We start from the raw sequence: 21790 nt of genomic DNA on the forward strand, positions 1-21790 counted from the left end.
TCTATTTATGGATAGCAGACTCAATAATAGCACTAGAAATATTTTTGCTGGTTTAATAAACAAGGTTCTATTGATATTATTTCCTTTTATTTCAAGAACTGCAATAATATATGCTCTCGGAAGTGAGTATTTAGGCCTTAATAGCTTGTTTTCCTCGATTCTGATGGTTCTTAATTTGTCAGAATTGGGAATTAGCAGTGCTTTGGTTTATAGTATGTATAAGCCTATAGCAGATGATGATAAAGTGAAAATTAGAGCACTCTTAGCTGTATACAAAAAATGGTTCAGAGTTATTGGGGTAATACTTTTGACAGTTGGTTTGACTCTTCTTCCATTTTTTAAATATTTAATCAAGGGCGAAGTTCCTTCTGATATTAATTTGTATTTATTGTACTTGTTATATCTTTTGAATACATCTTTGGGGTATTTTTTATTTGCGGAAAAAAGAGCATTATTAACAGCATATCAGCGTAGTGATATTGTAAGTAACATAAATTCATTTGTATCTCTTTTTTTATATTTAGCTCAAATATTAATTCTTTTTTTATTAGGTAATTTTTATTTATTTATTGCTATATATCCTATTTGTACATTTATTGAGAATCTGTGTATTGATAAATCAGCAAGCAAACTCTATCCTGATTTATTCTGCAAAGGCAAAATTTCTGAAGATGTTAAAGGTCAGATAAGACAACATGTAAAAGGCATCGCTCTTCAGAAGATCTGCTCATCTTCTCGAAATACATTTGATAGTATTATTATCTCAATGTATCTTGGATTAACTTCCATTGCCATTTACAGCAACTATTATTATATAATGATATCTGTTCATGAATTCTTATATCTTATTCCGAATTCTATCAGGGCCTCTGTTGGCAATAGTGTTGCGAAAGAGCCATTAGATAAAAATTATAATGATTTTTGTTCGATGTATTTTATATATTCGTGGATTTCAGGATGGTGTACTACTTGTTTGGTTTGTCTATATCAACCGTTTATGGATTTGTGGGTTGGCAATAGTTTGATGCTCTCAATGAGCAGTGTTTTATTATTCTGCTTATATTTTACTCTTCTCAATGCCGCAGATATCGTCGCCCTTTATAAAGACGCAGCTGGGTTGTGGTGGTATGGAAGATATCGTGTTATTATTGAGGCTGTTGCTAATTTGATTTTGAATTTTACATTGGGCTTTTATTTTGGTATTAATGGTATTTTGATTGCTACAATAATTACATTATTGTTATTAGGGAATGGCTACGGCGGTTATATCGTATTTCATTACTATTTTAAAAATAAAAGTTTTGTTAAATTTATTTGCGAGCAAATGGTCTATATTTTAGCAATCGCTGCAGTTGCACTCATTACTATGTGTTTGTGTAATTTCGTTGATTCAATTTTTAGACTTAATAAAATTTATACTCTTATAATCAGAGGCTTGAACTGTATTATTATCCCGAACTTACTTTTCCTACTTTTATATTCTAAGCACAAACATATGAAACAAGCAAAAGTATTGTTTTTTAATAGTTTTAATTCTGTAGTACATAAAAGAAAATAAAAAACAAAAAATATGTTGGGGATAATAGGTGGAAATGGGGTAGCTGCAACAAATCGACTGCTTGAATTGATCGAAGAAAAATACACTAGAAACGGCGCTTTCAGAGATGCTCATCATCCAGAAATGATTGTATGGCAAGCAACTCAAGCACCTTCTAGGAGTATGTATCTTGAAGGCAAAGGTGAAAGCTTTATTTCAGACTATGTAAATATTGGTAAGAAATTAAAAAAAATGGGATGCACGGAATTGTGTATGTGTTGCAATACCGCGCACTACGCAATTGATGAATTGTCGCAAAAAACAGATCTCCCATTCATCAACATCATTGACGAGGTAGCAAGGCGCTCAGATGAGATGGGCATAAAGAAGGCTCTTGTTATGTGTACCGCAGGTTTGCGCAAATACAAACTATACGAAAGAAGTTTCGAAAAGTATGCATCTTCTACAGAGGTAGTATATCCAAATGATGAAATACAAGAATGGGTGACAAAGGGTATCTGCAATGCCAAAAACATATATCGTTTTGCAAACAGAGAAACAGAAGTTGAGCATCCTGCAAATTGGTTCCAGAAGGTGTGCGACTACTATATAAATACATCAGACATAGATTGCATTATTGGTGGATGCACAGATATTAGCAATGTATTTCAGCTAAATAGCAGTAAAGTTGAATACATAGACAGTCTTGACGTTTTAGCAGATATAATAGTCTCAAAATATGTAATGTTATGATACCGAAAATTATACATTATTGCTGGTTCGGAGGCAAACCATTGCCTGATACTGCAAAAAAATGTATCGATAGTTGGAAAGAATATCTTCCTGACTTTGAAATAGTACAATGGAATGAAAGCAATTTTGATATACACTCATGCGCATACGTAGAACAAGCCTATGACACAAAAAAATGGGCATTTGTCGCTGACTATGTTCGTTATTATGCAGTCTATCATCATGGTGGTATATTTTTAGAAACTGACACAGAGGTTATACGTAGTTTTGATAATCTTCTGAATGATAGCGCCTATTTTGGCTTTGGGCCAGTAAACATGACAATCCCAACATTTGGCGCAGAAAAGGGACATCCTGTTTTGAAGGATTTGATGAATTATTATCATTCACATTCTTTTGTTATGTCAAATGGAGAATTAGATTTAACCACAATTAATGTTGTTACAAAAAATGTACTTGTTGATAACTATTCTCTCCAAATGAATGGACAGACACAACTTCTTTCACATGGGATTAAAGTATATGCAAAAGAGTATTTTTTCTCAACGGATTGGGAGACTGGTGTTATAACAAAGAATCCTAATCTCTATATTATTCATTATGCAGATGCTAGTTGGCTAACAGAAGAACAGAAGAAAGTTGTAAAAATTAAAAGGAAATATAAGAATTTATTTGGCGACAATCTGGGAGATTTAATTGGAACAGCTGTTGGATTTGCTAAAACGAAAGGTGTAAGGAGTACTTATTATCATGGTAAGAATTATATAATAAGGAGAGTCGGAAATAGATTAATGAAGTTAATATCCTCTCTCTACGTTAATAAAAAGAAGATTGTTTTTGAAAACTTTTTGGGTAGGGGATTTGGCGATAATCCAAAGTATATAGCTCTTGAATTGCTAAACAGAAAATTGAACTATGACCTCGTATGGATAGTTAACAGAGGAACGTCATATACTTTTCCCAAGGGCATCAGAACAGTAGAAAGAGGATCCTTCCGTGAACTGTTTGAACTTGCAACCGCTCGTTTTTGGATAGATAACACCAGAAAAGAGGAATTCATTTATAAAAGTGAAAAGCAGTGCTATATTCAAACTTGGCATGGTTTTGTTCCTCTGAAAAAGATGGAAAAAGATGCGATTCAGACATTGTCAAAAGATTATATATTTTCTGCAATTCATGATGGAGCCATGACTGATTTGATGCTGTCTGGTTGTAAAATTAGAACTCGTTTATATAATATGTCGTTTTGGTACGATGGAGAAGTGAAAGAATGGGGTTCACCTCGAAATGATATTTTCTTCAAAGATTTCAATTATAAAGAAAAGGTATCTGAATTTTTTGAAATTGACAGTAAATATAAGACATTACTATATGCTCCAACGTTTAGAGATGACAGAAGCGTAACTCCATATAATATCGACTTTGAGAAACTCATTCTTACATTACAGAACAAGTTTGGGGGCGAGTGGAAGGTATTGATAAGATTGCATCCAAACATTGCAGACCAGTGTTCTTTTATGAAGTATTCGAATACAATCATTAATGCTTCTTCCTATGATGACATTCAAGAACTCTTTGCTGCAAGTGATGTGCTTATAACTGACTATTCTGATTGTATGTTTGAATTCTCGTTAATGAGAAAACCCGTATTCTTATATACGCCAGATTTGGAATCATATACTAAATCACGGGATTTCTATCGTGACTTCAAATCTTTGCCTTACCCTATGGCAGACACTAATGATAATTTAAGAACTCTGATATTAGATTTTGATAATAAAACATACGATGATTCATTAACGATATTCTTTGAAGAAATTGGCGTTTTGGAAAATGGTACAGCTTCAAAGTCAGTAGTGGACTACATAACAAGTTTTTGAAAACAGCATGAAAAAAATTGCATTAATGACATGGCATCATGTTAATAATTACGGAACTGCGTTTCAGGCTTATGCTCTTTCAACTGTTTTAAAGAAACTGGGCTGCGATGTTGACATGGTCAATTATCATCGCATCACCTCTTCCCCATTAAAAAATCGGTTGTTACATGAGCAATTCTTATCTTTCACGCATCGTATATCAGCAAAGCTGAAAAATAAAATATTTTTCAGCTTTAAAAAGGAAACTTTCGGTTCTTATTTCGATAAATATTTTCAATATACAAAACCATGCCATGCCAATCAGGATTTCTACAGATTGAACAACGAATACGATGGTTTTGTATGTGGCAGTGATCAGATATGGGGACCAGAATGGTTTGACAGTCGTTTTTTTTTAGACTTTGTTGAAAATCCAAATGCTTTAATCGCATATGCTCCTAGTATAGGTGTTTCTAATATTAAAGACAATGCAGTAAAAGATTTAATGGCACCCTTGATTGAGCGTTTCCCAAAGGTTTCTGTAAGAGAACAATCTGGATGTGAAATAGTGAAAAATATTACGTCACACACTGATGTTGTCAATGTATTAGATCCAGTCTTTTTGTTAAATATGGAAGAATGGCAGTGTATAAAAGAAGACATTGCGCTCCCTTCGGAAAATTATATGCTTATATTCTTCCTTGCCAATAACACAAAAAGTTTCCGGATAGCTATGAATCAAGCTAATTTGAAGGGTCTAATACCTTTAGTCATGCATTGCACTCAATCTGAGGATAATGAGTATGCTAATATTCCAGACTGCACTCCTGGTCAACTGATTAGCTTAATTGAAAGTGCATCTTATATCTGCACAGATTCTTTTCATATAAGCGTCTTATCAATAATATTTAATAAACAGTTCAAGGTATTTAACAAAGTCGCACAGAAGGAAGCAAATTCAAAAAATAGTCGTTTACATGATTTGTTTATTCGCTTAAACATTATCAATGCAGAATATATGGTGGATAATTCTTTTGATAATGCAATTTGTTTTGAAATCTTAAATAGTAAATTGACGCAATTAAAAGAACCTTCATTCGAATACCTCAAATCTTGTGTTAATAATTTGCCTGCAAAAAGATTAATGGTGGATGAGAAAGGGTTGGACTGTTGGAGGGCGAAAGCAAAATGTAGTTGTCTAGGTGAATACAGCGAGCAATTTGTGGGATATAGGGGAATGCATGCTAATAGCTGTTTGGTAAAAAGTATGTCAACATTCTCTTTTTCTTTGAATCCAAAATGCTATCGTTGTGCCAAATATAGAATGAGGCGTGACATGGATAATAGAATGCCACTTTTCTATTCGGAACTTAATGCATCTTTTGCATCGGGAAAATCTCCTATTTCCATTTATTTCAAATATTACTTTTCTTATCATCTAAAATCTTTGTTTAAGAAAAGATAATAATACATGATTGCTCAAATTCGGGTATTTGTGTGGAATACGAATGGTTGTCTTAAATAGAATTAAAGATATTTGTTTAATAATATGATTGTTGTAAAGGATTTCAAATTAGTCCTATTTCTATTCTTAGCGATATTTCAACCACCATTTTTTCCGATAAATTTTATATATATATTGGGGCTGGTTACATTTTTTCTTCTTTCAAAAGAGGATGTTAAGGCTTACAAAAATTACATATTATTTGAGAGCAAAATTAAAAATATTTACCGATTTTTTATCGGTATATTTGTGTATTTTCTATTTATCAATGTTATAGATATTATTTTTATCGACGCCCGTGATTTAACTGCGACTCGATTAAGGTGTTTTAATCAGTTGATGGTACTTTCATATTTCCAATTTTTATTCATCTTCTATCTATTTTTGCAGTTTGAAAAAAGAAACTATGGTTTGGCAGATGCATTCAGATTACTAATACTTGCAGGTTTGCTACAAGGGGGATGTGCTGTAATTGCATTTTTTGTACCACCAATTAGGACTGCTTTTATGTTCTTTGGTGATAGAGCTCTTTATGACAACGACTTTTTTTTAGAGAGAAGAGGCTATGGTTTCAGTATGACCCTAATTGATACTTTTGGTTATGGTATTGGTCTAATTGCTGGTTATATGGTGCTAATAGGTTGGCCTCGAAGAGTCAAATATAGATTATTATGTATTGCACTACTTGTGTTTACTACAGCAATTAATGCGAGAACTGGGCTTTTCGTTTTAGTGATTGCTGTATTTTTGAAGCTTATTTTTGAGGGAGGGACCTTCTTAAAGGCTTTATTTTCAATAGGTGTGCTTTCGTTGTTGTTGTATATATTAAAAGTGTTCTTTCCTGTTATTCTTGAGATGGGTGTTCGATCTGATAACGCTACTCTAGTATGGATTTGCTCAGATTTTTTGGAAATGTATTATATGGTATTTGAATCTGGGGCTTCGAACTCAATGCAAATGGAGGATGCTACATTTTTAAGTAATTTTGTGAGTCTTCCAGACAATTATTTTGAATATATTTTTGGATCTGGACACTACGTCTATGATACAAAACATGAATTAGGTTTTAGAACTGATATAGGTTATTATAACCTCTTTTGGGAATTTGGTATATTAATGTCAGGTGTTATTTTATTGAAATTCGCTAGTTTTATAGGCAAACCTTTTTTAATGACAGACAATACGAAAATCAAATCAATTGTGGTGTTCAATTTTGTTGCCTATGCTTTTCTGTTGATGAAAGCAATTCTATTAGGTTATAATCCTGGTGTTTTCGTTAACTACTATGTTACATTTGCACTATATTTTTACTTGAAAAGGGATAAACGATATTCATATGTGTGATAGTATATTATTGTCAATAATAGTGCCTGTATATAATGTGGAAAAATACTTACCAATATGTATTGAAAGTGTTTTGAAGCAATATTGCTCTGGTGTTGAAGTTGTCTTAGTCAACGATGGTTCTAAGGATAAATCTTTGTTTATATGTGAAGATTTTGTTTCTAAATATGAATTCATCTCACTTGTTAATCAAACAAACAAAGGATTATCTGAAGCAAGAAATACTGGAATAAGAAACGCTAAAGGTGAGTATCTGCTATTCCTTGACTCGGACGATTATCTTGCTCCTGATACTTTAGCACAGGTCTTGTCTGCTGTTTCAATCGCAGATGTTGATTTTTTCATGGGGCGCTCTATTAGCTTTTATGGCAATAACGAAGGTTTGACGCTTAATCAGGTGAACTATGACGAAATAACATATCTCTCGACAATAGAATGTTTTTCGAAGTTAAATATAATAGACGAGTTTTGGTTTGCAGCTTGGCTGATTATAATAAATAGAGGTTTTCTTTTAGAAAACAACCTTTATTTCAAAACAGGCATTCTTCATGAGGATGAACTTTGGGTGCCTTCTGTTTTCATAAAAGCATCTTCTGTGAAATTGCTGAATATTGGTTTCTATTGTTATAGAACAAATAGACCAGACTCAATTGTTTCAGCTCCAAATATCAAAAGAGAATTTGATAAACTAAGAATCATAGAAGAGTTTGACAAATTAAAATCAACTTCTATTGAAGCTAACAATTTGCTGTCTGTAAGACAGGCCTCTCTCGTTTTCGGTATTATTCTCTCTTTAAAAGATTTTAAGAATCATCAGTGGATAAAAGAGCTGAAAGAAGAACTTAATGCAAAACTTCCTTTGATGAAAGGAGGTAAATACGCAGTTGTCAGAATTGCATGTTCCATAATCGGTGTTACCACAGTTTCTTCTCTTCTTAGAATCTTTTTCAAATAATTTCTATGCCTTTATTTTCCATCATTATACCTTGCTACAACTCGTATAGCAAGCTTCAATTTGGGTTGCGAAGGATAGAGGCGCAGAATCATCATGAACTGGAGCTTATAGTAGTTGACGACTGTTCTACAGATAATTCTTATGTGAGATTGCAAGAGTTTGCAAAAAGCAGTGTTCTTAATTTAAAAATTTTCAAGAATGAAGAAAACTCTGGGCCAGGTATAACTCGTAATAATGGTTTGAAGTTTGCGTCAGGCGAGTATGTTACATTCATGGACGCTGATGATTATTTCGCTGATGATTTTTTTCCTACAATACAGCCATTGCTGAATCTGCAAAATGAATGTATAATATTTGATTTTATAATTAAGGATGGTAATAAAGAAACGCCACAATCTACTGTCATAAATGGAGAAAAAGGTGGTAATATATCTCCTGAAAGAGCTATGTTATTTTCGAGAGGTGCTCCATGGGGTAAGATATATTTGAAATCTATAATTGATGAGCAACACATACAATTTCTTGCGATGAAGCATAACGAGGATATGCCATTTACAAAAATTGCAATAGTTAATTGCACTAATATTATATATGTTGACAAATACCTTTATTATTATGTTATGGAAGAGGGGTCATTGATGCATAATGATTCGCTGGTTGACGTAAACAATACAAAAGTTGCATTCAAAGTAGTGTATGACAGACTGCACATTAATTATCCTTTTGAAATAGAAGCTTTATTCATTCATGAGTATTTGTATTCTCTCGGACTAACATTGTTAAGCAAACAACCTCGAAGTGAGTGGATTGCTTCAGTTTCAGAAGCAGAATTGATGTTTCCTGCATATTTGAAAAACAAATATCTAAAAGAATTTCCTAAATACGTTCAATTGATTGTGTACTTGATGCATTTCAAAATGTATTGGATACTTAAACAAGTGTTGAAATTAAGGAAAATATTTTAATACTTATCGGATATGAGCAAAATCTCTGTTTTAATGTCAGTCTATCGAAATGATAGTCCAGAATATTTAAGAATGGCAGTAGAAAGTGTTTCTTTTAAACAAACTCTGCAGCCAGATGAGATTATTCTTGTAGTTGATGGTTCTGTGCCTGCAGTTTTGGGGGCAGAGATCAAAAATCTATGTTCTGAAATACCATATATAAAGCCTCTGTGGAAATCCAATAATGAAGGTCTTGGCAAAGCATTGAGGGATGGCGTTGAAATAGCTGCTAATGAAATCATTGCTCGAATGGATAGTGATGATGTTTCTGTACCAGATAGATTTGAAAAACAAATAAAAGCTTTGGAATCAGATCCTACATTAAGTATTGTTGGCGGTGGAATGACGGAGTTCATTGACTCGCTCGATAATATTGTTGGAATTAGAACAGTTCCATTCGCTAATGATGATATCAAATCATACATGAAAACTCGTTGTGGTTTGAATCATGTTACGGTTATGTTCAAACGTTCAGAAATCCTTCGAGTTGGTAATTATCAGGACTGGTTCTGGAATGAGGACTATTACCTGTGGGTTCGTATGATGATTGGTGGATGTAAATTTGCCAATATTCCGGATATATTGGTTAATGTTCGTTCTGGTGCAGATCAATATACACGTAGGGGAGGAAGAAAATATTTTGAGAGTGAGAAAGGAATCCAAAAATTGATGCTTGATAATAATTTAATTAGCTTCCCTCGATATTGTTTCAATGTGTTTGTCCGATTTTGCGTGCAGATAGTAATGCCAAATTGGGTTCGAGGATTTGTATTCCAAAAAATATTTAGGTAAATTTAGTCCTGTTGAAAAATGATTGAAATAAAAGTTTAAGAAGGTTTGTAAGCGTCCAAAAAAGACGTATTGCCTTTAATGCTTAACCACTCTATCTTTGTTCTGTACCAAAAATATATAGTTATGTACAGTAATACAGATTTCGAGAAGTTGTGGTTCCTCTACACTACTGAGGGTCACCCCAAGGGAATTTCGATTAATTCCTATTGTGCTCAGCATGGTATTCCCTATAAGTGCTTTTATGACTGGTTACGCAAACGTCAGAAGAAGGTGGTTCCAGTGTGTATTGAGGGTCTTCAATTATGGTGACTATTCAAACGCGCGTTGGTCTTCATCTTCGCCAATGCAATTTAGACTACCTTGGCTTGAAAGATTTGGTAGAGAAGCTGGAGGGTTTATGCTGACCATTTCAGGGCTGAAGACGAACCTCGCCGCTATTGTAAATTCCTCTACCAACAATTGTTGGATAAAGACCGGATGAATGAACAGATTCTGTCCGAGCTCCGTGCCATCAAGACAGGTCAAGGGGGGGGCTCTCTGTACGAGCTGGGTTCATGCAGGCAAGCTTCTTGCCGAGATTTCCGAATTGCATAATCAACTGATTTCTGCGCATAAAGAGATTGCCCTGTTACTGAAGGAGAACCGTGACCTGCGAGATGCTCTCGGAGTAGTAAGGGGTGGACATTATGGCAGTTCCAAGAGCCGGAAAGGCATCCGTATGCAGCGTAATACCAAGGGCCGTAATGACGGTCGTGATGATTTTGACGGTACTCCCTTGCAATCAACTCATAAATATTAAAAATCGTGTTCCAAGATTTTGGCAGATGTCCTCAGGCATCTGTCCTAAGTGGTGTGTAGCAGGTTTTGGACGCTTACTATTAAATGATATTTTTTTAAGCTTTTTCAGAAGAAAAGAACACTTGCTTACAATCATAAATTATGTTTTTTAAATTTGTATTTGACCGGGGAGCATCGCTTTTGGGACTACTTTTTTTATTTCCCATTTTGCTTGTGGTGGCCGTTTTGATTCGTATCAAGATGCCCGGTGGTCCTATAATCTTTAAGCAGAGAAGGGTGGGACGACACGGGAAATTGTTTACCATGTACAAATTCCGATCTATGACTGTCAGCCATTCGGGAAGCTCCGTATCTGTAAAAGGCGAGAGCCGTATTACCCCTTTGGGGGCCAAGTTACGGAAATACAAGTTAGATGAATTGCCGGAATTGTGGAATGTATTGATAGGTGACATGAGTTTCGTCGGCCCCCGTCCCGATGTTCCCGGCTATGCTGACAAACTTGAAGGAGAGAATAGGCGGCTACTTCTTTTGAAACCCGGCATTACAGGGCCTGCAAGTTTAAAATACCGGAATGAGGAAGAGATATTGGCGGAGCAGGAGAATCCTCAAAAATATAATGATGAGGTATTGTTCCCGGATAAGGTACGGATAAATATTGAATATTTGGATAATTGGTCTTTCTGGCATGACATCAAAATCATCATTTACACCATACTTGGCAAAGATTTATAAGCTTCTTTCCTTTCTTTTCATTCCCCACTACGTGAGGAAACCGCATCATTAGAACAATCACATATATTTTATGGATAAGAGAATTTATCTTTGCCTTGCTCACATGAGCGGCAAGGAAATGGGCTTCATACAGGAAGCCTTCGATACGAACTGGGTGGTTCCACTCGGTCCGAACGTGAATGCCTTCGAGCAGGATCTGGAACATTTTGTAGGCCGGAACAAGAAAGTGGTCGCATTGAGTGCCGGTACGGCAGCGGTGCACCTGGCTTTGTTGGCCTGTGGAGTGGGTCAGGGCGATGAGGTGATAGTGCAGAGTTTTACGTTTTGTGCCTCAAGCCATCCGGTAACGTACCTCGGTGCTACCCCCGTATTTGTGGATAGCGAGGAGGATACCTGGAACATGGATCCTGTGCTTCTGGAAACAGCGATTCAAGACCGTATCGGGAAGACGGGCCGGAAGCCAAAAGCGATTGTCCCTGTCTATCTTTATGGCATGCCCGGCAAGATTGACGAGATCCTGGCTGTAGCTGCCAGGTATGACATTCCTGTAATCGAGGATGCCGCCGAGGGCTTTGGCAGTAGGTTTGACGGGCAAGTGTGCGGTACGTTCGGTACATATGGTGTCCTGAGCTTCAACGGTAATAAGATGATAACCACCAGCGGTGGCGGTGCGCTGATTTGTTCCGGTGAGGATGCCAAGAAAGAGATCATGTTCTATGCCACCCAGGCCCGTGAGGCTTACCCCTATTATCAGCATGAACAGATAGGTTATAACTACCGGATGAGTAACATTTGTGCGGGTATCGGTCGTGGCCAGATGACGGTGGCTGATGAGCACGTTGCCCATCACAGGCATGTCTGTGGTTTGTACAGGGATTTACTGCAGGATATAGAAGGTATCACCCTGCATGAGAATCCTTCGGAGCGTTATGACAGCAATTACTGGCTGAATACGGTTCTTTTAGATGAGAACCTGCCTGTGAAAGGTGAGGAGGATGCTTACCGCGAGACAGTTCAGGGTGCTGTAGGTGGTGCTGCAGGTGTTACCCACGATGCACAAAGTGTGCATACCTCTTGCGAGCCTAACCGTAATGTGGAAGCCATGCGCCTATGGCTGGATAAGGCAGGTATCGAGAGCCGTCCTTTATGGAAGCCTATGCACTTGCAGCCGGTTTATGTTCAGAGTCCTTCTTATGTGAACGGTGTGAGTGAAGCCTTGTTTAAGCGTGGTTTGTGCCTGCCCAGCGGTCCGTGGGTGACGGATGAAGACGTACACTATATTGTGGAAAAGATAAAAGAGTGCATGGCATAGAAACTGCATAGTATCAGTGCTTTAAATAATATTCTCAGAAAACAGCCCGGTAGGAGCTGTTTTCTTTGTTTATACCCGTATATATCCTCACCTTTGCATCGTTGATCAACAAAATGAGAATTAAAAAGATGTTGAATTAAAATTTGAAAAGGAAAAAAGATTATGCCTTTATTTTATTATCCGAGACAGTCGTCTATTGCGACGAAAGATGGTGCAAAACTGTGGCATTTAAGTTTGAAGAAAATAGGAAGAGTAGTCGATTCACAAATGTTGGCTGAAAGCATTGCGGAGAAGTCTTCATTGACACCGGGTGATGTACATAATGTGATTAGGAATCTGTTGTCTGTGATGCGTCAGCAGTTGCTGAATAGCCGTACGGTACGTCTGGATGGTCTGGGTACGTTTACGATGAAAGCCCGTACCCGTGGAAAAGGGGTTTCAAAGGAGGAGGTGAATCCTAATCAGGTGACCGCTTTGCGTTGCCAGTTTACTCCGGAATATACTCGCCCGGCTGCTATTGGCACTACTCGCGCATTGATTCAAGGTGCAGAGTTTGAGAAATGGACCCGTAAAGTTAAGGAAGGCGGGACAGATGCCGGTAATCCGGGTGGCGCTTCCGGCGGTGATGAAAATGAAAATCCATTGGGATAGAGAGGATGCAGCAAAACTAAAGATAAAAAATCGATATGAAAAAAAGTGTTTGGGATAAAATTTTGAAAGTTGTGATTGCTGTAGCTTCAGCAATAATTGGTGCTTTAGGGGGTAATGCTATGAATATATGATTCCATAGTTAAGCACCATTATAATAATGAAAGGCGGTGGAGATTCAAAATCTCCACCGCCTTCTTCTTTTCGGTAAGCTTAAATCGGATTATTCCTTTTCCTCCAGCAGTTTTTCCATTTTCAGTACTTCATCACGATATTGGGCTGCTTCGATGAAATTAAGTTTCTTGGCTGCTTCCTGCATCAGTTTTCTGGTGCGTTCGATGCTCTTTTCCAATTGGGCGCGACTCATGTATTGCATAATCGGGTCGGCAGCGATGGCAGACATGGTATTCTGCTCCACATAAGGACGTGGAGTGACTGTCGCCTTGTTCTTTCCGCCCGTAGTTTCGGCCGACGATTCTGCGCCTGCAAATACATTGAGATTTTTAGCTTTCCTGATTTGCTGAGGGATGATGCCATGCTCCTCATTATATCTCAACTGCTTCTCTCGGCGGCGGTTGGTTTCATCGATGGTCAACTGCATGCTTTCCGTAATTTTGTCGGCATACATGATGACCATGCCGTTTACGTTACGGGCGGCGCGTCCGGCTGTTTGTGTTAATGAACGGTGGGAGCGTAGAAAGCCTTCCTTGTCTGCGTCAAGAATAGCGACGAGAGATACTTCCGGCAGGTCGAGTCCTTCGCGCAACAAGTTGACGCCGACAAGGACATCGTATTTCCCTTCACGAAGGTCGCTCATGATCTTTACACGTTCCAGAGTATCGACGTCACTATGGATATAGTTGCACTTTACATTGTTGTTCAGCAGGTATTCTGTCAGTTCTTCGGCCATCCGTTTGGTAAGTGTGGTGACAAGTGTACGCTCTTTCTTTTCAATGCGCACTTGGATTTCTTCCATCAGGTCATCTATCTGGTTGTGGCTCGGACGGACTTCGATAATGGGGTCTAGCAAGCCCGTAGGTCGTATGACTTGCTCCACAACGATTCCTTCCGATCGTACTAATTCATAATCTGCCGGAGTAGCGCTGACGTATATCACTTGCTTTGCCATTGCTTCGAATTCATCGAACTTCAGAGGTCGATTGTCCATAGCGGCAGGCAGACGAAAACCATATTCCACAAGGTTGACTTTACGTGCCCGGTCGCCACCATACATGGCACGTATTTGCGGAACACTTACATGGCTCTCATCAATGACTATCAGAAAGTCTTCCGGGAAGAAGTCAAGCAGACAGTAAGGACGAGTACCGGCTGCACGTCCGTCAAAATAGCGGGAATAGTTTTCGATGCCGGAACAATGCCCCAATTCGCGTATCATCTCCATGTCGTAGGTGACACGTTCCTGCAGACGTTTGGCTTCAAAAGGACGACCTTCATTCTCAAACCACTGTGTCTGTTTGTGCAAGTCGTCTTCTATCTCATGGATGGCGCGTAAGGTAGCTTCTTTGGTGGTCATGAAAAGATTGGCTGGATAAATCTTGTATCCATCGAATTTGGCAATGCTAACACCACTTATGGGATCCACTTCTTCTATACTGTCTATCTCGTCGCCCCAGAAAACTATGCGCAGTAAGTTGTCGGCATAAGCCAGATAGATATCGACCGTATCGCCTTTAACACGGAAATTTCCGCGGTTGAGATCCATATCGTTGCGCACATAGAGGCTGTCCACCAACCGGCGCAGAAATACATTGCGACTGAAATTGTGGCCTTGCTGCACTTCGATGACATTATTATAGAAGTCAGACGGGTTTCCCATACCATAGATGCATGATACGGAAGAAACCACTACTACATCCTTTCTGCCCGAAAGAAGGGAAGAAGTGGCTGCGAGACGTAGCTTGTCAATCTCGTCGTTGATAGCGAGGTCCTTTTCTATATAAGTGTCTGAAGACGGGAGGTAGGCTTCTGGCTGGTAATAATCATAATAGGATACATAATATTCTACGGCATTGTTGGGAAAGAAGCCTTTGAATTCACTATATAGCTGGGCGGCCAGTGTCTTGTTGTGGCTCAATATTAATGTAGGCTTGTTGATGTTGGCAATGACGTTGGCTATGGTAAATGTTTTTCCGGAACCGGTGACACCGAGTAGGGTTTGTGCAGGAAGTCCCTCACGTATACCTTCGGTTAACTGTGCGATGGCTTCCGGCTGATCACCGGTAGGCTTATAGGTGGATGTTAATTCAAATTTATTCATTTTATCTTCTTAGTGGGCGGCAATATTCGGTAAAATCTTTGAGATAAACAAAATTATTTCTTTTCTTTGTGGCAAAGATAATAATAACCATTAATATAATACAGCGAAAAACATGATTTGGAATGAGAACATTGAATGTATGGATCGTGAAAGCCTCCGTAGAATTCAGAGCATTCGTTTGAGCAAGACTGTGGAGCGTGTCTATCATGACACTCCTTTCTACCGTAAGAAAATGCAGGAGCTTGGTATCACTCCTGATGATATTAAAAGCATAGACGACATCGTGAAATTACCTTTCACGACAAAATATGATTTACGTGATAATTATCCTTTCGGACTTTGTGCCGTTCCCATGAGCCAGATTGTCCGCATTCATGCTTCTTCGGGCACTACCGGAAAGCCTACGGTTGTGGGGTATACCCGTAAAGACCTCTCTGTCTGGTCGGAATGCCTGTCCCGTGCCTTCACTGCATACGGCGCCGGCAGTTCTGATATTTTTCAGATATCTTATGGCTATGGGCTTTTCACAGGTGGACTGGGAGCTCATGCAGGGGCTGAAAATATAGGCGCTTCTGTCATTCCGATGTCCAGTGGAAATACGGAAAAACAGATTACCCTGATGCATGACTTTGGCTCGACGATGCTTTGCTGTACACCTTCGTATGCACTTTACCTGGCAGATGCCATTAAAGACTCGGGCTTTCCGCGTGAAGAGTTCAATTTGAAGGCCGGTGCTTTCGGTGCAGAACCGTGGACTGAGAATATGCGTCATGATATCGAAGTTAAGCTGGGTATCAAGGCGTATGATATTTACGGATTGAGTGAGATAGCCGGTCCCGGTGTGGGATATGAATGTGAATGCCAGCATGGTACGCATCTTAACGAAGATCATTATTTTCCTGAAATTATAGATCCTAAAACACTTGAACCGGTAGCCCCGGGGGAAACCGGCGAACTTGTCTTTACCCATCTCACCAAAGAGGGAATGCCTTTATTGCGCTACCGAACCAAAGATCTTACAGCTCTGCATTATGATAAATGTACTTGTGGGCGTACTCTGGTCCGTATGGATCGTATTCTCGGAAGGAGTGATGACATGCTTATTATCCGTGGTGTCAATGTATTCCCGACACAAATAGAATCCGTTATTCTTGAGATGCCGGAATTTGAGCCGCATTATCTGCTTGTTGTGGACCGTAGAAATAATACTGATACGATGGAATTGCAGGTTGAGGTTCGTCCGGAATACTATTCTGATGAAATTAATAAGATGCTGGCATTGAAAAAGAAACTTACCGGCCGCTTGCAAAGCGTGCTGGGTCTGGGGGTAGATGTCCGTATTGTAGAACCACGCAGCATAGAGCGTAGTGTGGGGAAGGCAAAACGTGTTGTTGATAATCGAAAATTGTAATTGAAAATTCAAAAAGATCTTATGGTAGCAAAACAACTTTCCATTTTTTTAGAGAATAAGTCGGGCCGTCTCACAGAAGTGACTGAAGTGCTCGCAAAAGAAGGTGTAAATCTCTCTGCGCTTTGTATTGCCGAGAATGCGGACTTTGGTATTCTCCGTGGTATTGTTTCTGAACCTGATAAAGCCTATAAAGCTTTAAAAGATAATCATTTTGCTGTAAATGTGACTGATGTGGTTGGTATCTGTTGTCCCAATATACCCGGTTCATTGGCAAAGGTGCTTCGCTTTTTGTCCGATGAAGGAGTTTTTATTGAATATATGTATTCTTTTGCCAATGGTGAAACTGCGAATGTTATTATCCGTCCCAACGATATGGAAAACTGCATCCGTGTGCTGACAGAGAAGAAAGTGGATTTATTGGCGGCAAGTGATTTGTATAAACTGTAAAAAGGGGGTAAATTTTAGGGGTTATCTTTATTCTTTACCCTTTAATCCTTAAAACTGCCCCGTTCGTCTGCTTTTTGAAAAATTAAGGTTCGTATCGTTGCTTTATTCGATATGAACCTCTATCTTTGCACATTATTTGAACAAAAGTAATGAAGAAGAACATCCTTATGACTCTGCTTGCAGCAATGCTGCTCTCCTCGTGTGGAGAATACAACAAGTTGCTGAAAAGCACGGATTATGAATACAAGTACGAGGCGGCAAAAACATACTTTGCAAAAGGGCAGTATAATCGTGCTGCAACTTTGCTTAATGAATTGATTGCCATCCTTAAAGGTACAGACAAGGCTGAGGAATCCCTCTATATGCTGGGCATGAGTTACTACAATCAGAAAGATTACCAAACTGCGGCTCAGACATTCATCCAATATTATAACGTTTATCCGCGCGGCACATATACCGAACTGGCACGTTTTCATGCCGGTAAAGCTTTATATCTGGATACTCCGGAACCACGTCTTGACCAATCGGGGACTTATAGCGCAATCCAACAGTTGCAGATGTTCATGGAATATTTTCCCAAAAGCGCAAAAAAAGAAGAAGCACAGAATATGATTTTTGCCCTGCAGGACAAGTTGGTGATGAAGGAATATCTTTCGGCTAAACTTTACTATAATTTGGGAAATTATTTGGGTAATAATTATCAGTCTTGTGTTATTACGGCGCAAAATGCTTTAAAAGACTATCCTTATACAAATTTGCGTGAAGATTTGTCTATTTTGATTTTGCGGGCTAAGTATGAATTGGCTGTGTATAGTGTGGAAGATAAAAAGCCGGAACGTTACCGTGAGGCCATAGATGAATATTATGCTTTTAAGAATGAATTTCCTGAAAGTAAGTACATCAAGGAAGCCGAACGTATCTTTAAAGAATCACAAAGGATTCTGAAGGATTAAGATTTAGATAGAACTTATTTCGATATTAGGAATTAAATTAGATAGAAAATTTATGGATTACAGAAAGACAAATGCTCCTGCAACTACGGTGACCCGTGATATGATGGAGTTGTGTGAGGATACCGGTAATGTATATGAAAGCGTGGCTATCATTGGAAAACGCGCTAATCAGATCAGCGTTGAAATAAAGAATGACCTCTCCAAAAAATTGGCTGAGTTTGCTTCTTACAATGACAATTTGGAAGAAGTATTTGAAAACCGGGAGCAAATTGAAATTTCCCGTTATTATGAGAAACTGCCGAAACCGACTCTGATCGCTACTCAAGAGTATATTGAAGGTAAGATTTACTATCGTAACCCCGCTAAGGAAAAAGAGAAATTGCAATAATGATACAACGTGTTCAATCTGTTTATTTATTCGTGGTAACTATCCTGCTGGTTGTTGCCATATGTATGCCCGTGGGGAAATTTATAGAAGCAGACGGAATTACGGAAAATGTTTTTAAGCCGTTGGGCGTTTCTATGGCTGAGGGTGGTTTTCAGTCCACGTGGGGATTGTTCGGCATATTGTTACTGAGTACGATTATTGCATTCTGTACTATCTTTTTGTTTCGTAACCGGATGCTGCAAGTGCGTATGACAATCTTCAGCAGTATTTTGCTGATAGGATATTATATTGCATTCGTTATATTCGTGTTCATTCTCAAAAATAATTTTGATACCATGACTTTCCGGTTAGGATGGGCGCTTTGCCTTCCGGCTATATCAATTATCCTGAATTATTTAGCCTTTCGTGCCATTTATAGGGATGAGTTGATGGTAAAGGCTGCGGATAGGTTGAGGTAAAATATCTGGTGAACTTGTTAGCAGATATTTATTCATAAGACAACAGGCCATGTGCTCACATAGAGAGTGCATGGCCTGTTGCTTTATATATTGCTGTGAATAAAATAAGCCGTTATTTTCTAAGATCGAAGAGGTAAGTTATCTTGGCTGTGATAACTCCATGTGCCGAACGTGAGAAGTAATCTTTTTTAGAGCTGTTGAAAATATCTGATAAACCGTAATAATATCTTCCTTCTACCAGGAAATTTCCTGCTTTGGTACGGATTTCCAAGCCGGCTCCTCCGGTAATGCCATAATCGAATTTGTTGTCAATCGGTTTTTCGTGCTGCTCTGCCTCAATGCGCGCACCGGTGGAAAGTGTTCCTGCCCAATCGCCTGACATCTTTTCACTGTCGCTAAACAGAAAGCCTATTTGGGGACCCGCATGAATGAAGAATTGCATTCCTTTGTCTTTGCCGAAAGCCAGATGTGCCAGAAAAGGGATTTCTACATAATTCATGGTACGGGTATAGCTAAGGGTGGGATAATCTTGATAGAATTCATCCCAGCCATGTTGTGAGAAGTTTACTTCTATTTGTGCGCCGCAGATCATGCTGAAGTATTTTTCAGAGATATAGCGGGCTGTTACTCCTCCATTGATGCCCATTAGGTTTTTCTGTTTCACCGTAGGTGAGAAACTCAGGCTGTTCAAATTGATGCCCCCGTTTACACCGACTGCAAAATTATGGCGTTGTTCGCCAATTTGTGCATGTGCAGGCAAGGTACATGCACATGTCAGTAAAGTTGCTCCTATAATTGTTTTCAGTTTCATCAGTGTCAGTCAAAGTCCAGTTTTACCAATTCGTAATTCTTCGTGAAATGTACGAAGAATACTTTTTTATTAATAAAGCCTCCCCAATTGTTCACTCGCTGGAATTTGAAGCCCGTTTGGATAGGTGTCAGATTCAGTCCTTGCGTATTCTTTTCAAATTCTGAGCCATAATATGACAATCCTTTCAGGAAGAAATAACCTGTGTCAAAGCCCAGCATACCGAATTTGGGATAGCGTTCGTCCATATCCTTGCCATACCATCTGCGATAATTCTTGGTGAAGTTGATAGCAGCCGGAAGCAAGTTATTGGTATAGAAAGAAGAATAGAAATAAGTGTCCAGTTCAAAGAATGCTTCCAAATGATCCTTGGTGTAAGTTTGCCATTTTGGATAGCCGAACAGATGTACACGGCTTTCCGGCTGATCGCGAATTAGAAGGGTGAGTTGTGGCAGAATCTTGATCAGGGTCATATTACTGTCCGAAGTCGGTATGAAGATATTCTCGCGATCCGCACGCAGTGCGGCTTTCAATGATTCCACGGTAGCATCTTCTTTCAAGCTTTTCATCGGAATGGAATAGTTGCGTAATTCGTCTTTCAGCCCCTTGATAAATTCTACTTTGTCTTTTGTGCCCTGACTTGCCTCAATAAAGATGACATTTGCGTTTGGGAACTGCCGTACAAAATGGTCATATACTTCGGAGTACAGGTAAGATTGAGGAGTATTTATCTGGTAGACGGAGGGATTGCGGAAAACTGTGTTATCCTTGGATGTGAATGGAATAACCAAGCGGATGTCATTCTTTTTAGTAAAGTCTGCCAATGGCTTGATGTGCTGCTGATATAAAGGTCCGAAGATGATATCCATGTCTTTCATCCCGTCTTTACCGAGTATGGCATTCAGCGATGCGTTTTCCGGGCCGGAATTATATGTGTACAAGTCTATGGAAGTGCCTGTACGTTTCAGGCTGTCCACTGCTATGAGCAGCCCTTCGTAATATTCCACCATACGAGCCGATTCACTTTTGGGTACGCCGTCCAAGAAAGGAAGAATAACGGCGGCTTTGATGGTACTGAAGCGTTCTGTTACTTTTCTGTTTTCGCGGAATAATTCACTGTCGGTGGGGATATTCCGAGGCTGTGTGCTCGGTTGTGTCTGGGCTGAAGGATAGGGGATGCAAAGGAAACTTCCTTTTTTAATATTATTTTCACCTTTCAATTCGGGGTTGGCTGCAATTAGTTCCGCTTCGCTGATGCCATATTCGCGGCTAATGCTGAATACGGTTTCTTTTCGTTTTACCTTATGCATGTCGCGGCAACGAGATTGTACCGGGCCGGGAATATTGCTGCTTATTACCGTATTGTCACTTTTTGTTTCGGAGGTGTTGAGCTTGCTTGCTTCGACGGAAGAGGGAATGCGGATAACCTGCCCGATGTGGAAGTTTTCGGCGCTTAGTCCGGGGTTGGCATCACAAATGGCTTTGGCGGACACATTGTATTTCACAGTCAGTCGGTAGAGTGTTTCGCCGGCTTCGATAGTATGAAAAGTTTCCTTTTCTGTATTGGCTGCTCCACGCGGTATACGCAGTGTTCGGCCTGTGTATATTTTCTCGTCGCTTCCGGGGTTCAGTTTTACGATGTCCGATTGGCTGACTCCGTACATGCTTGCGATAGAATAAAGACTTTGCCCTTTTTCAATAGTATGCAGAAAATAAGATTGATTTTCTTGTGCTACACCATAACTGCATGCACTGGCAAGCAATAAGGAGCAGATAATACGGTTAATCTTTTTCATTCAATAATCGTTG

The 21790-nt window shown here is 38.9% G+C and carries 21 protein-coding genes; 18 read left to right on the forward strand and 3 right to left on the reverse strand.

All coding sequences use genetic code 11. The features are described from left to right. The first annotated feature begins 7 nt into the window (after positions 1–7). The 13 genes from BACHE_RS10505 (at position 8) to BACHE_RS17595 (ending at position 13372) form a co-directional block, all read left to right on the forward strand. A complete protein-coding gene (locus BACHE_RS10505) occupies positions 8–1558 on the forward strand; it encodes a lipopolysaccharide biosynthesis protein (RefSeq protein ID WP_013547680.1) in 1551 nt (516 codons plus the stop codon). Between the two features lie 12 nt (positions 1559–1570). Beyond that, positions 1571–2290, forward strand: a complete 720-nt coding sequence (locus tag BACHE_RS10510; RefSeq protein ID WP_013547681.1) for an aspartate/glutamate racemase family protein — start codon at positions 1571–1573, stop codon at positions 2288–2290. Next, complete coding sequence (locus BACHE_RS16680; protein ID WP_013547682.1) at positions 2287–4170, forward strand: CDP-glycerol--poly(glycerophosphate) glycerophosphotransferase; 1884 nt, start codon at positions 2287–2289, stop codon at positions 4168–4170. The genes BACHE_RS10510 and BACHE_RS16680 overlap by 4 nt, the downstream gene beginning before the upstream one ends. Positions 4171–4177: 7 nt before the next feature. Then, positions 4178–5614, forward strand: a complete 1437-nt coding sequence (locus BACHE_RS10520; RefSeq protein ID WP_013547683.1) for a polysaccharide pyruvyl transferase family protein — start codon at positions 4178–4180, stop codon at positions 5612–5614. Positions 5615–5698: 84 nt separating this feature from the next. Then, complete coding sequence (locus tag BACHE_RS10525; RefSeq protein WP_013547684.1) at positions 5699–6997, forward strand: hypothetical protein; 1299 nt, start codon at positions 5699–5701, stop codon at positions 6995–6997. After that, positions 6990–7952: a glycosyltransferase family 2 protein gene (locus BACHE_RS10530; RefSeq protein ID WP_013547685.1), complete on the forward strand. Its 963-nt coding sequence runs from the start codon at positions 6990–6992 to the stop codon at positions 7950–7952. Before BACHE_RS10525 ends, BACHE_RS10530 begins: the two co-directional genes overlap by 8 nt. Before the next feature lie 5 nt (positions 7953–7957). Continuing rightward, complete coding sequence (locus BACHE_RS16685) at positions 7958–8917, forward strand: glycosyltransferase (protein ID WP_013547686.1); 960 nt, start codon at positions 7958–7960, stop codon at positions 8915–8917. A 12-nt stretch (positions 8918–8929) separates the two neighbouring features. After that, positions 8930–9748 (forward strand): glycosyltransferase, encoded by an 819-nt coding sequence (locus BACHE_RS10540; RefSeq protein WP_013547687.1) that lies wholly within the window; start codon positions 8930–8932, stop codon positions 9746–9748. Between the two features lie 481 nt (positions 9749–10229). Beyond that, a complete protein-coding gene (locus BACHE_RS10550) occupies positions 10230–10547 on the forward strand; it encodes a hypothetical protein (RefSeq protein ID WP_013547688.1) in 318 nt (105 codons plus the stop codon). A 140-nt stretch (positions 10548–10687) separates the two neighbouring features. Further along, complete coding sequence (locus BACHE_RS10555; protein WP_013547690.1) at positions 10688–11278, forward strand: sugar transferase; 591 nt, start codon at positions 10688–10690, stop codon at positions 11276–11278. Positions 11279–11348: 70 nt separating this feature from the next. Then, positions 11349–12590 (forward strand): DegT/DnrJ/EryC1/StrS family aminotransferase, encoded by a 1242-nt coding sequence (locus tag BACHE_RS10560; RefSeq protein ID WP_013547691.1) that lies wholly within the window; start codon positions 11349–11351, stop codon positions 12588–12590. Positions 12591–12752: 162 nt separating this feature from the next. Further along, the gene (locus BACHE_RS10565) at positions 12753–13241 is read left to right on the forward strand and encodes an HU family DNA-binding protein (RefSeq protein ID WP_013547692.1); all 489 of its coding nucleotides are present in this window, start codon (positions 12753–12755) and stop codon (positions 13239–13241) included. Between the two features lie 35 nt (positions 13242–13276). Next, positions 13277–13372: a smalltalk protein gene (locus BACHE_RS17595; RefSeq protein WP_013547693.1), complete on the forward strand. Its 96-nt coding sequence runs from the start codon at positions 13277–13279 to the stop codon at positions 13370–13372. Positions 13373–13461: 89 nt separating this feature from the next. On the opposite strand, the gene uvrB is transcribed toward BACHE_RS17595, so the two are convergent. Continuing rightward, positions 13462–15516, reverse strand: coding sequence for an excinuclease ABC subunit UvrB (gene uvrB, locus BACHE_RS10570; protein WP_013547694.1), 2055 nt, complete (start codon positions 15514–15516; stop codon positions 13462–13464). Between the two features lie 112 nt (positions 15517–15628). Between uvrB and BACHE_RS10575 the strand changes: the two genes are divergently transcribed. The 5 genes from BACHE_RS10575 to BACHE_RS10595 all read left to right on the forward strand — a co-directional run bounded on the left by BACHE_RS10575 (position 15629) and on the right by BACHE_RS10595 (position 19173). Beyond that, positions 15629–16927: a phenylacetate--CoA ligase gene (locus tag BACHE_RS10575; RefSeq protein ID WP_013547695.1), complete on the forward strand. Its 1299-nt coding sequence runs from the start codon at positions 15629–15631 to the stop codon at positions 16925–16927. Between the two features lie 21 nt (positions 16928–16948). Next, positions 16949–17374 carry an amino acid-binding protein gene (locus BACHE_RS10580; RefSeq protein WP_013547696.1) on the forward strand — a complete coding sequence of 142 codons (426 nt, stop codon included), beginning with the start codon at positions 16949–16951 and terminating at the stop codon, positions 17372–17374. A 149-nt stretch (positions 17375–17523) separates the two neighbouring features. After that, positions 17524–18327 carry an outer membrane protein assembly factor BamD gene (locus BACHE_RS10585; RefSeq protein ID WP_013547697.1) on the forward strand — a complete coding sequence of 268 codons (804 nt, stop codon included), beginning with the start codon at positions 17524–17526 and terminating at the stop codon, positions 18325–18327. A gap of 52 nt (positions 18328–18379) precedes the next feature. Further along, a complete protein-coding gene (locus BACHE_RS10590; protein ID WP_009126722.1) occupies positions 18380–18715 on the forward strand; it encodes a DNA-directed RNA polymerase subunit omega in 336 nt (111 codons plus the stop codon). Next, positions 18715–19173, forward strand: a complete 459-nt coding sequence (locus BACHE_RS10595; RefSeq protein ID WP_013547698.1) for a DUF4293 domain-containing protein — start codon at positions 18715–18717, stop codon at positions 19171–19173. The genes BACHE_RS10590 and BACHE_RS10595 overlap by 1 nt, the downstream gene beginning before the upstream one ends. A 112-nt stretch (positions 19174–19285) precedes the next feature. Here the strand turns inward: BACHE_RS10595 and BACHE_RS10600 are convergent, their stop codons facing one another. Next, positions 19286–19984: a porin family protein gene (locus BACHE_RS10600; RefSeq protein WP_013547699.1), complete on the reverse strand. Its 699-nt coding sequence runs from the start codon at positions 19982–19984 to the stop codon at positions 19286–19288. A 5-nt stretch (positions 19985–19989) separates the two neighbouring features. Continuing rightward, complete coding sequence (locus tag BACHE_RS10605; protein WP_013547700.1) at positions 19990–21777, reverse strand: muramidase family protein; 1788 nt, start codon at positions 21775–21777, stop codon at positions 19990–19992. Positions 21778–21790: the final 13 nt, after the last annotated feature.

This window comes from Bacteroides helcogenes P 36-108 (assembly GCF_000186225.1).
Classification (GTDB): Bacteria; Bacteroidota; Bacteroidia; order Bacteroidales; family Bacteroidaceae; genus Bacteroides; species Bacteroides helcogenes.

What these genes read in the sequence shown, in the direction of transcription:
- BACHE_RS10595 (WP_013547698.1), top strand. Translation starts at nt 18,715, where the DNA reads ATGATACAACGTGTTCAATCTGTTTATTTATTCGTGGTAACTATCCTG.
- BACHE_RS10510 (WP_013547681.1), top strand. Translation starts at nt 1,571, where the DNA reads ATGTTGGGGATAATAGGTGGAAATGGGGTAGCTGCAACAAATCGACTG.
- BACHE_RS10550 (WP_013547688.1), top strand. Translation starts at nt 10,230, where the DNA reads ATGAACAGATTCTGTCCGAGCTCCGTGCCATCAAGACAGGTCAAGGGG.
- BACHE_RS10600 (WP_013547699.1), bottom strand. Translation starts at nt 19,984, where the DNA reads ATGAAACTGAAAACAATTATAGGAGCAACTTTACTGACATGTGCATGT.
- BACHE_RS10575 (WP_013547695.1), top strand. Translation starts at nt 15,629, where the DNA reads ATGATTTGGAATGAGAACATTGAATGTATGGATCGTGAAAGCCTCCGT.
- BACHE_RS17595 (WP_013547693.1), top strand. Translation starts at nt 13,277, where the DNA reads ATGAAAAAAAGTGTTTGGGATAAAATTTTGAAAGTTGTGATTGCTGTA.
- BACHE_RS10525 (WP_013547684.1), top strand. Translation starts at nt 5,699, where the DNA reads ATGATTGTTGTAAAGGATTTCAAATTAGTCCTATTTCTATTCTTAGCG.
- BACHE_RS10590 (WP_009126722.1), top strand. Translation starts at nt 18,380, where the DNA reads ATGGATTACAGAAAGACAAATGCTCCTGCAACTACGGTGACCCGTGAT.
- BACHE_RS10565 (WP_013547692.1), top strand. Translation starts at nt 12,753, where the DNA reads ATGCCTTTATTTTATTATCCGAGACAGTCGTCTATTGCGACGAAAGAT.
- BACHE_RS16685 (WP_013547686.1), top strand. Translation starts at nt 7,958, where the DNA reads ATGCCTTTATTTTCCATCATTATACCTTGCTACAACTCGTATAGCAAG.
- BACHE_RS10505 (WP_013547680.1), top strand. Translation starts at nt 8, where the DNA reads ATGGATAGCAGACTCAATAATAGCACTAGAAATATTTTTGCTGGTTTA.
- BACHE_RS10555 (WP_013547690.1), top strand. Translation starts at nt 10,688, where the DNA reads ATGTTTTTTAAATTTGTATTTGACCGGGGAGCATCGCTTTTGGGACTA.
- BACHE_RS10585 (WP_013547697.1), top strand. Translation starts at nt 17,524, where the DNA reads ATGAAGAAGAACATCCTTATGACTCTGCTTGCAGCAATGCTGCTCTCC.
- BACHE_RS10520 (WP_013547683.1), top strand. Translation starts at nt 4,178, where the DNA reads ATGAAAAAAATTGCATTAATGACATGGCATCATGTTAATAATTACGGA.
- BACHE_RS10580 (WP_013547696.1), top strand. Translation starts at nt 16,949, where the DNA reads ATGGTAGCAAAACAACTTTCCATTTTTTTAGAGAATAAGTCGGGCCGT.
- BACHE_RS10540 (WP_013547687.1), top strand. Translation starts at nt 8,930, where the DNA reads ATGAGCAAAATCTCTGTTTTAATGTCAGTCTATCGAAATGATAGTCCA.
- BACHE_RS10560 (WP_013547691.1), top strand. Translation starts at nt 11,349, where the DNA reads ATGGATAAGAGAATTTATCTTTGCCTTGCTCACATGAGCGGCAAGGAA.
- uvrB (WP_013547694.1), bottom strand. Translation starts at nt 15,516, where the DNA reads ATGAATAAATTTGAATTAACATCCACCTATAAGCCTACCGGTGATCAG.
- BACHE_RS16680 (WP_013547682.1), top strand. Translation starts at nt 2,287, where the DNA reads ATGATACCGAAAATTATACATTATTGCTGGTTCGGAGGCAAACCATTG.
- BACHE_RS10530 (WP_013547685.1), top strand. Translation starts at nt 6,990, where the DNA reads ATGTGTGATAGTATATTATTGTCAATAATAGTGCCTGTATATAATGTG.
- BACHE_RS10605 (WP_013547700.1), bottom strand. Translation starts at nt 21,777, where the DNA reads ATGAAAAAGATTAACCGTATTATCTGCTCCTTATTGCTTGCCAGTGCA.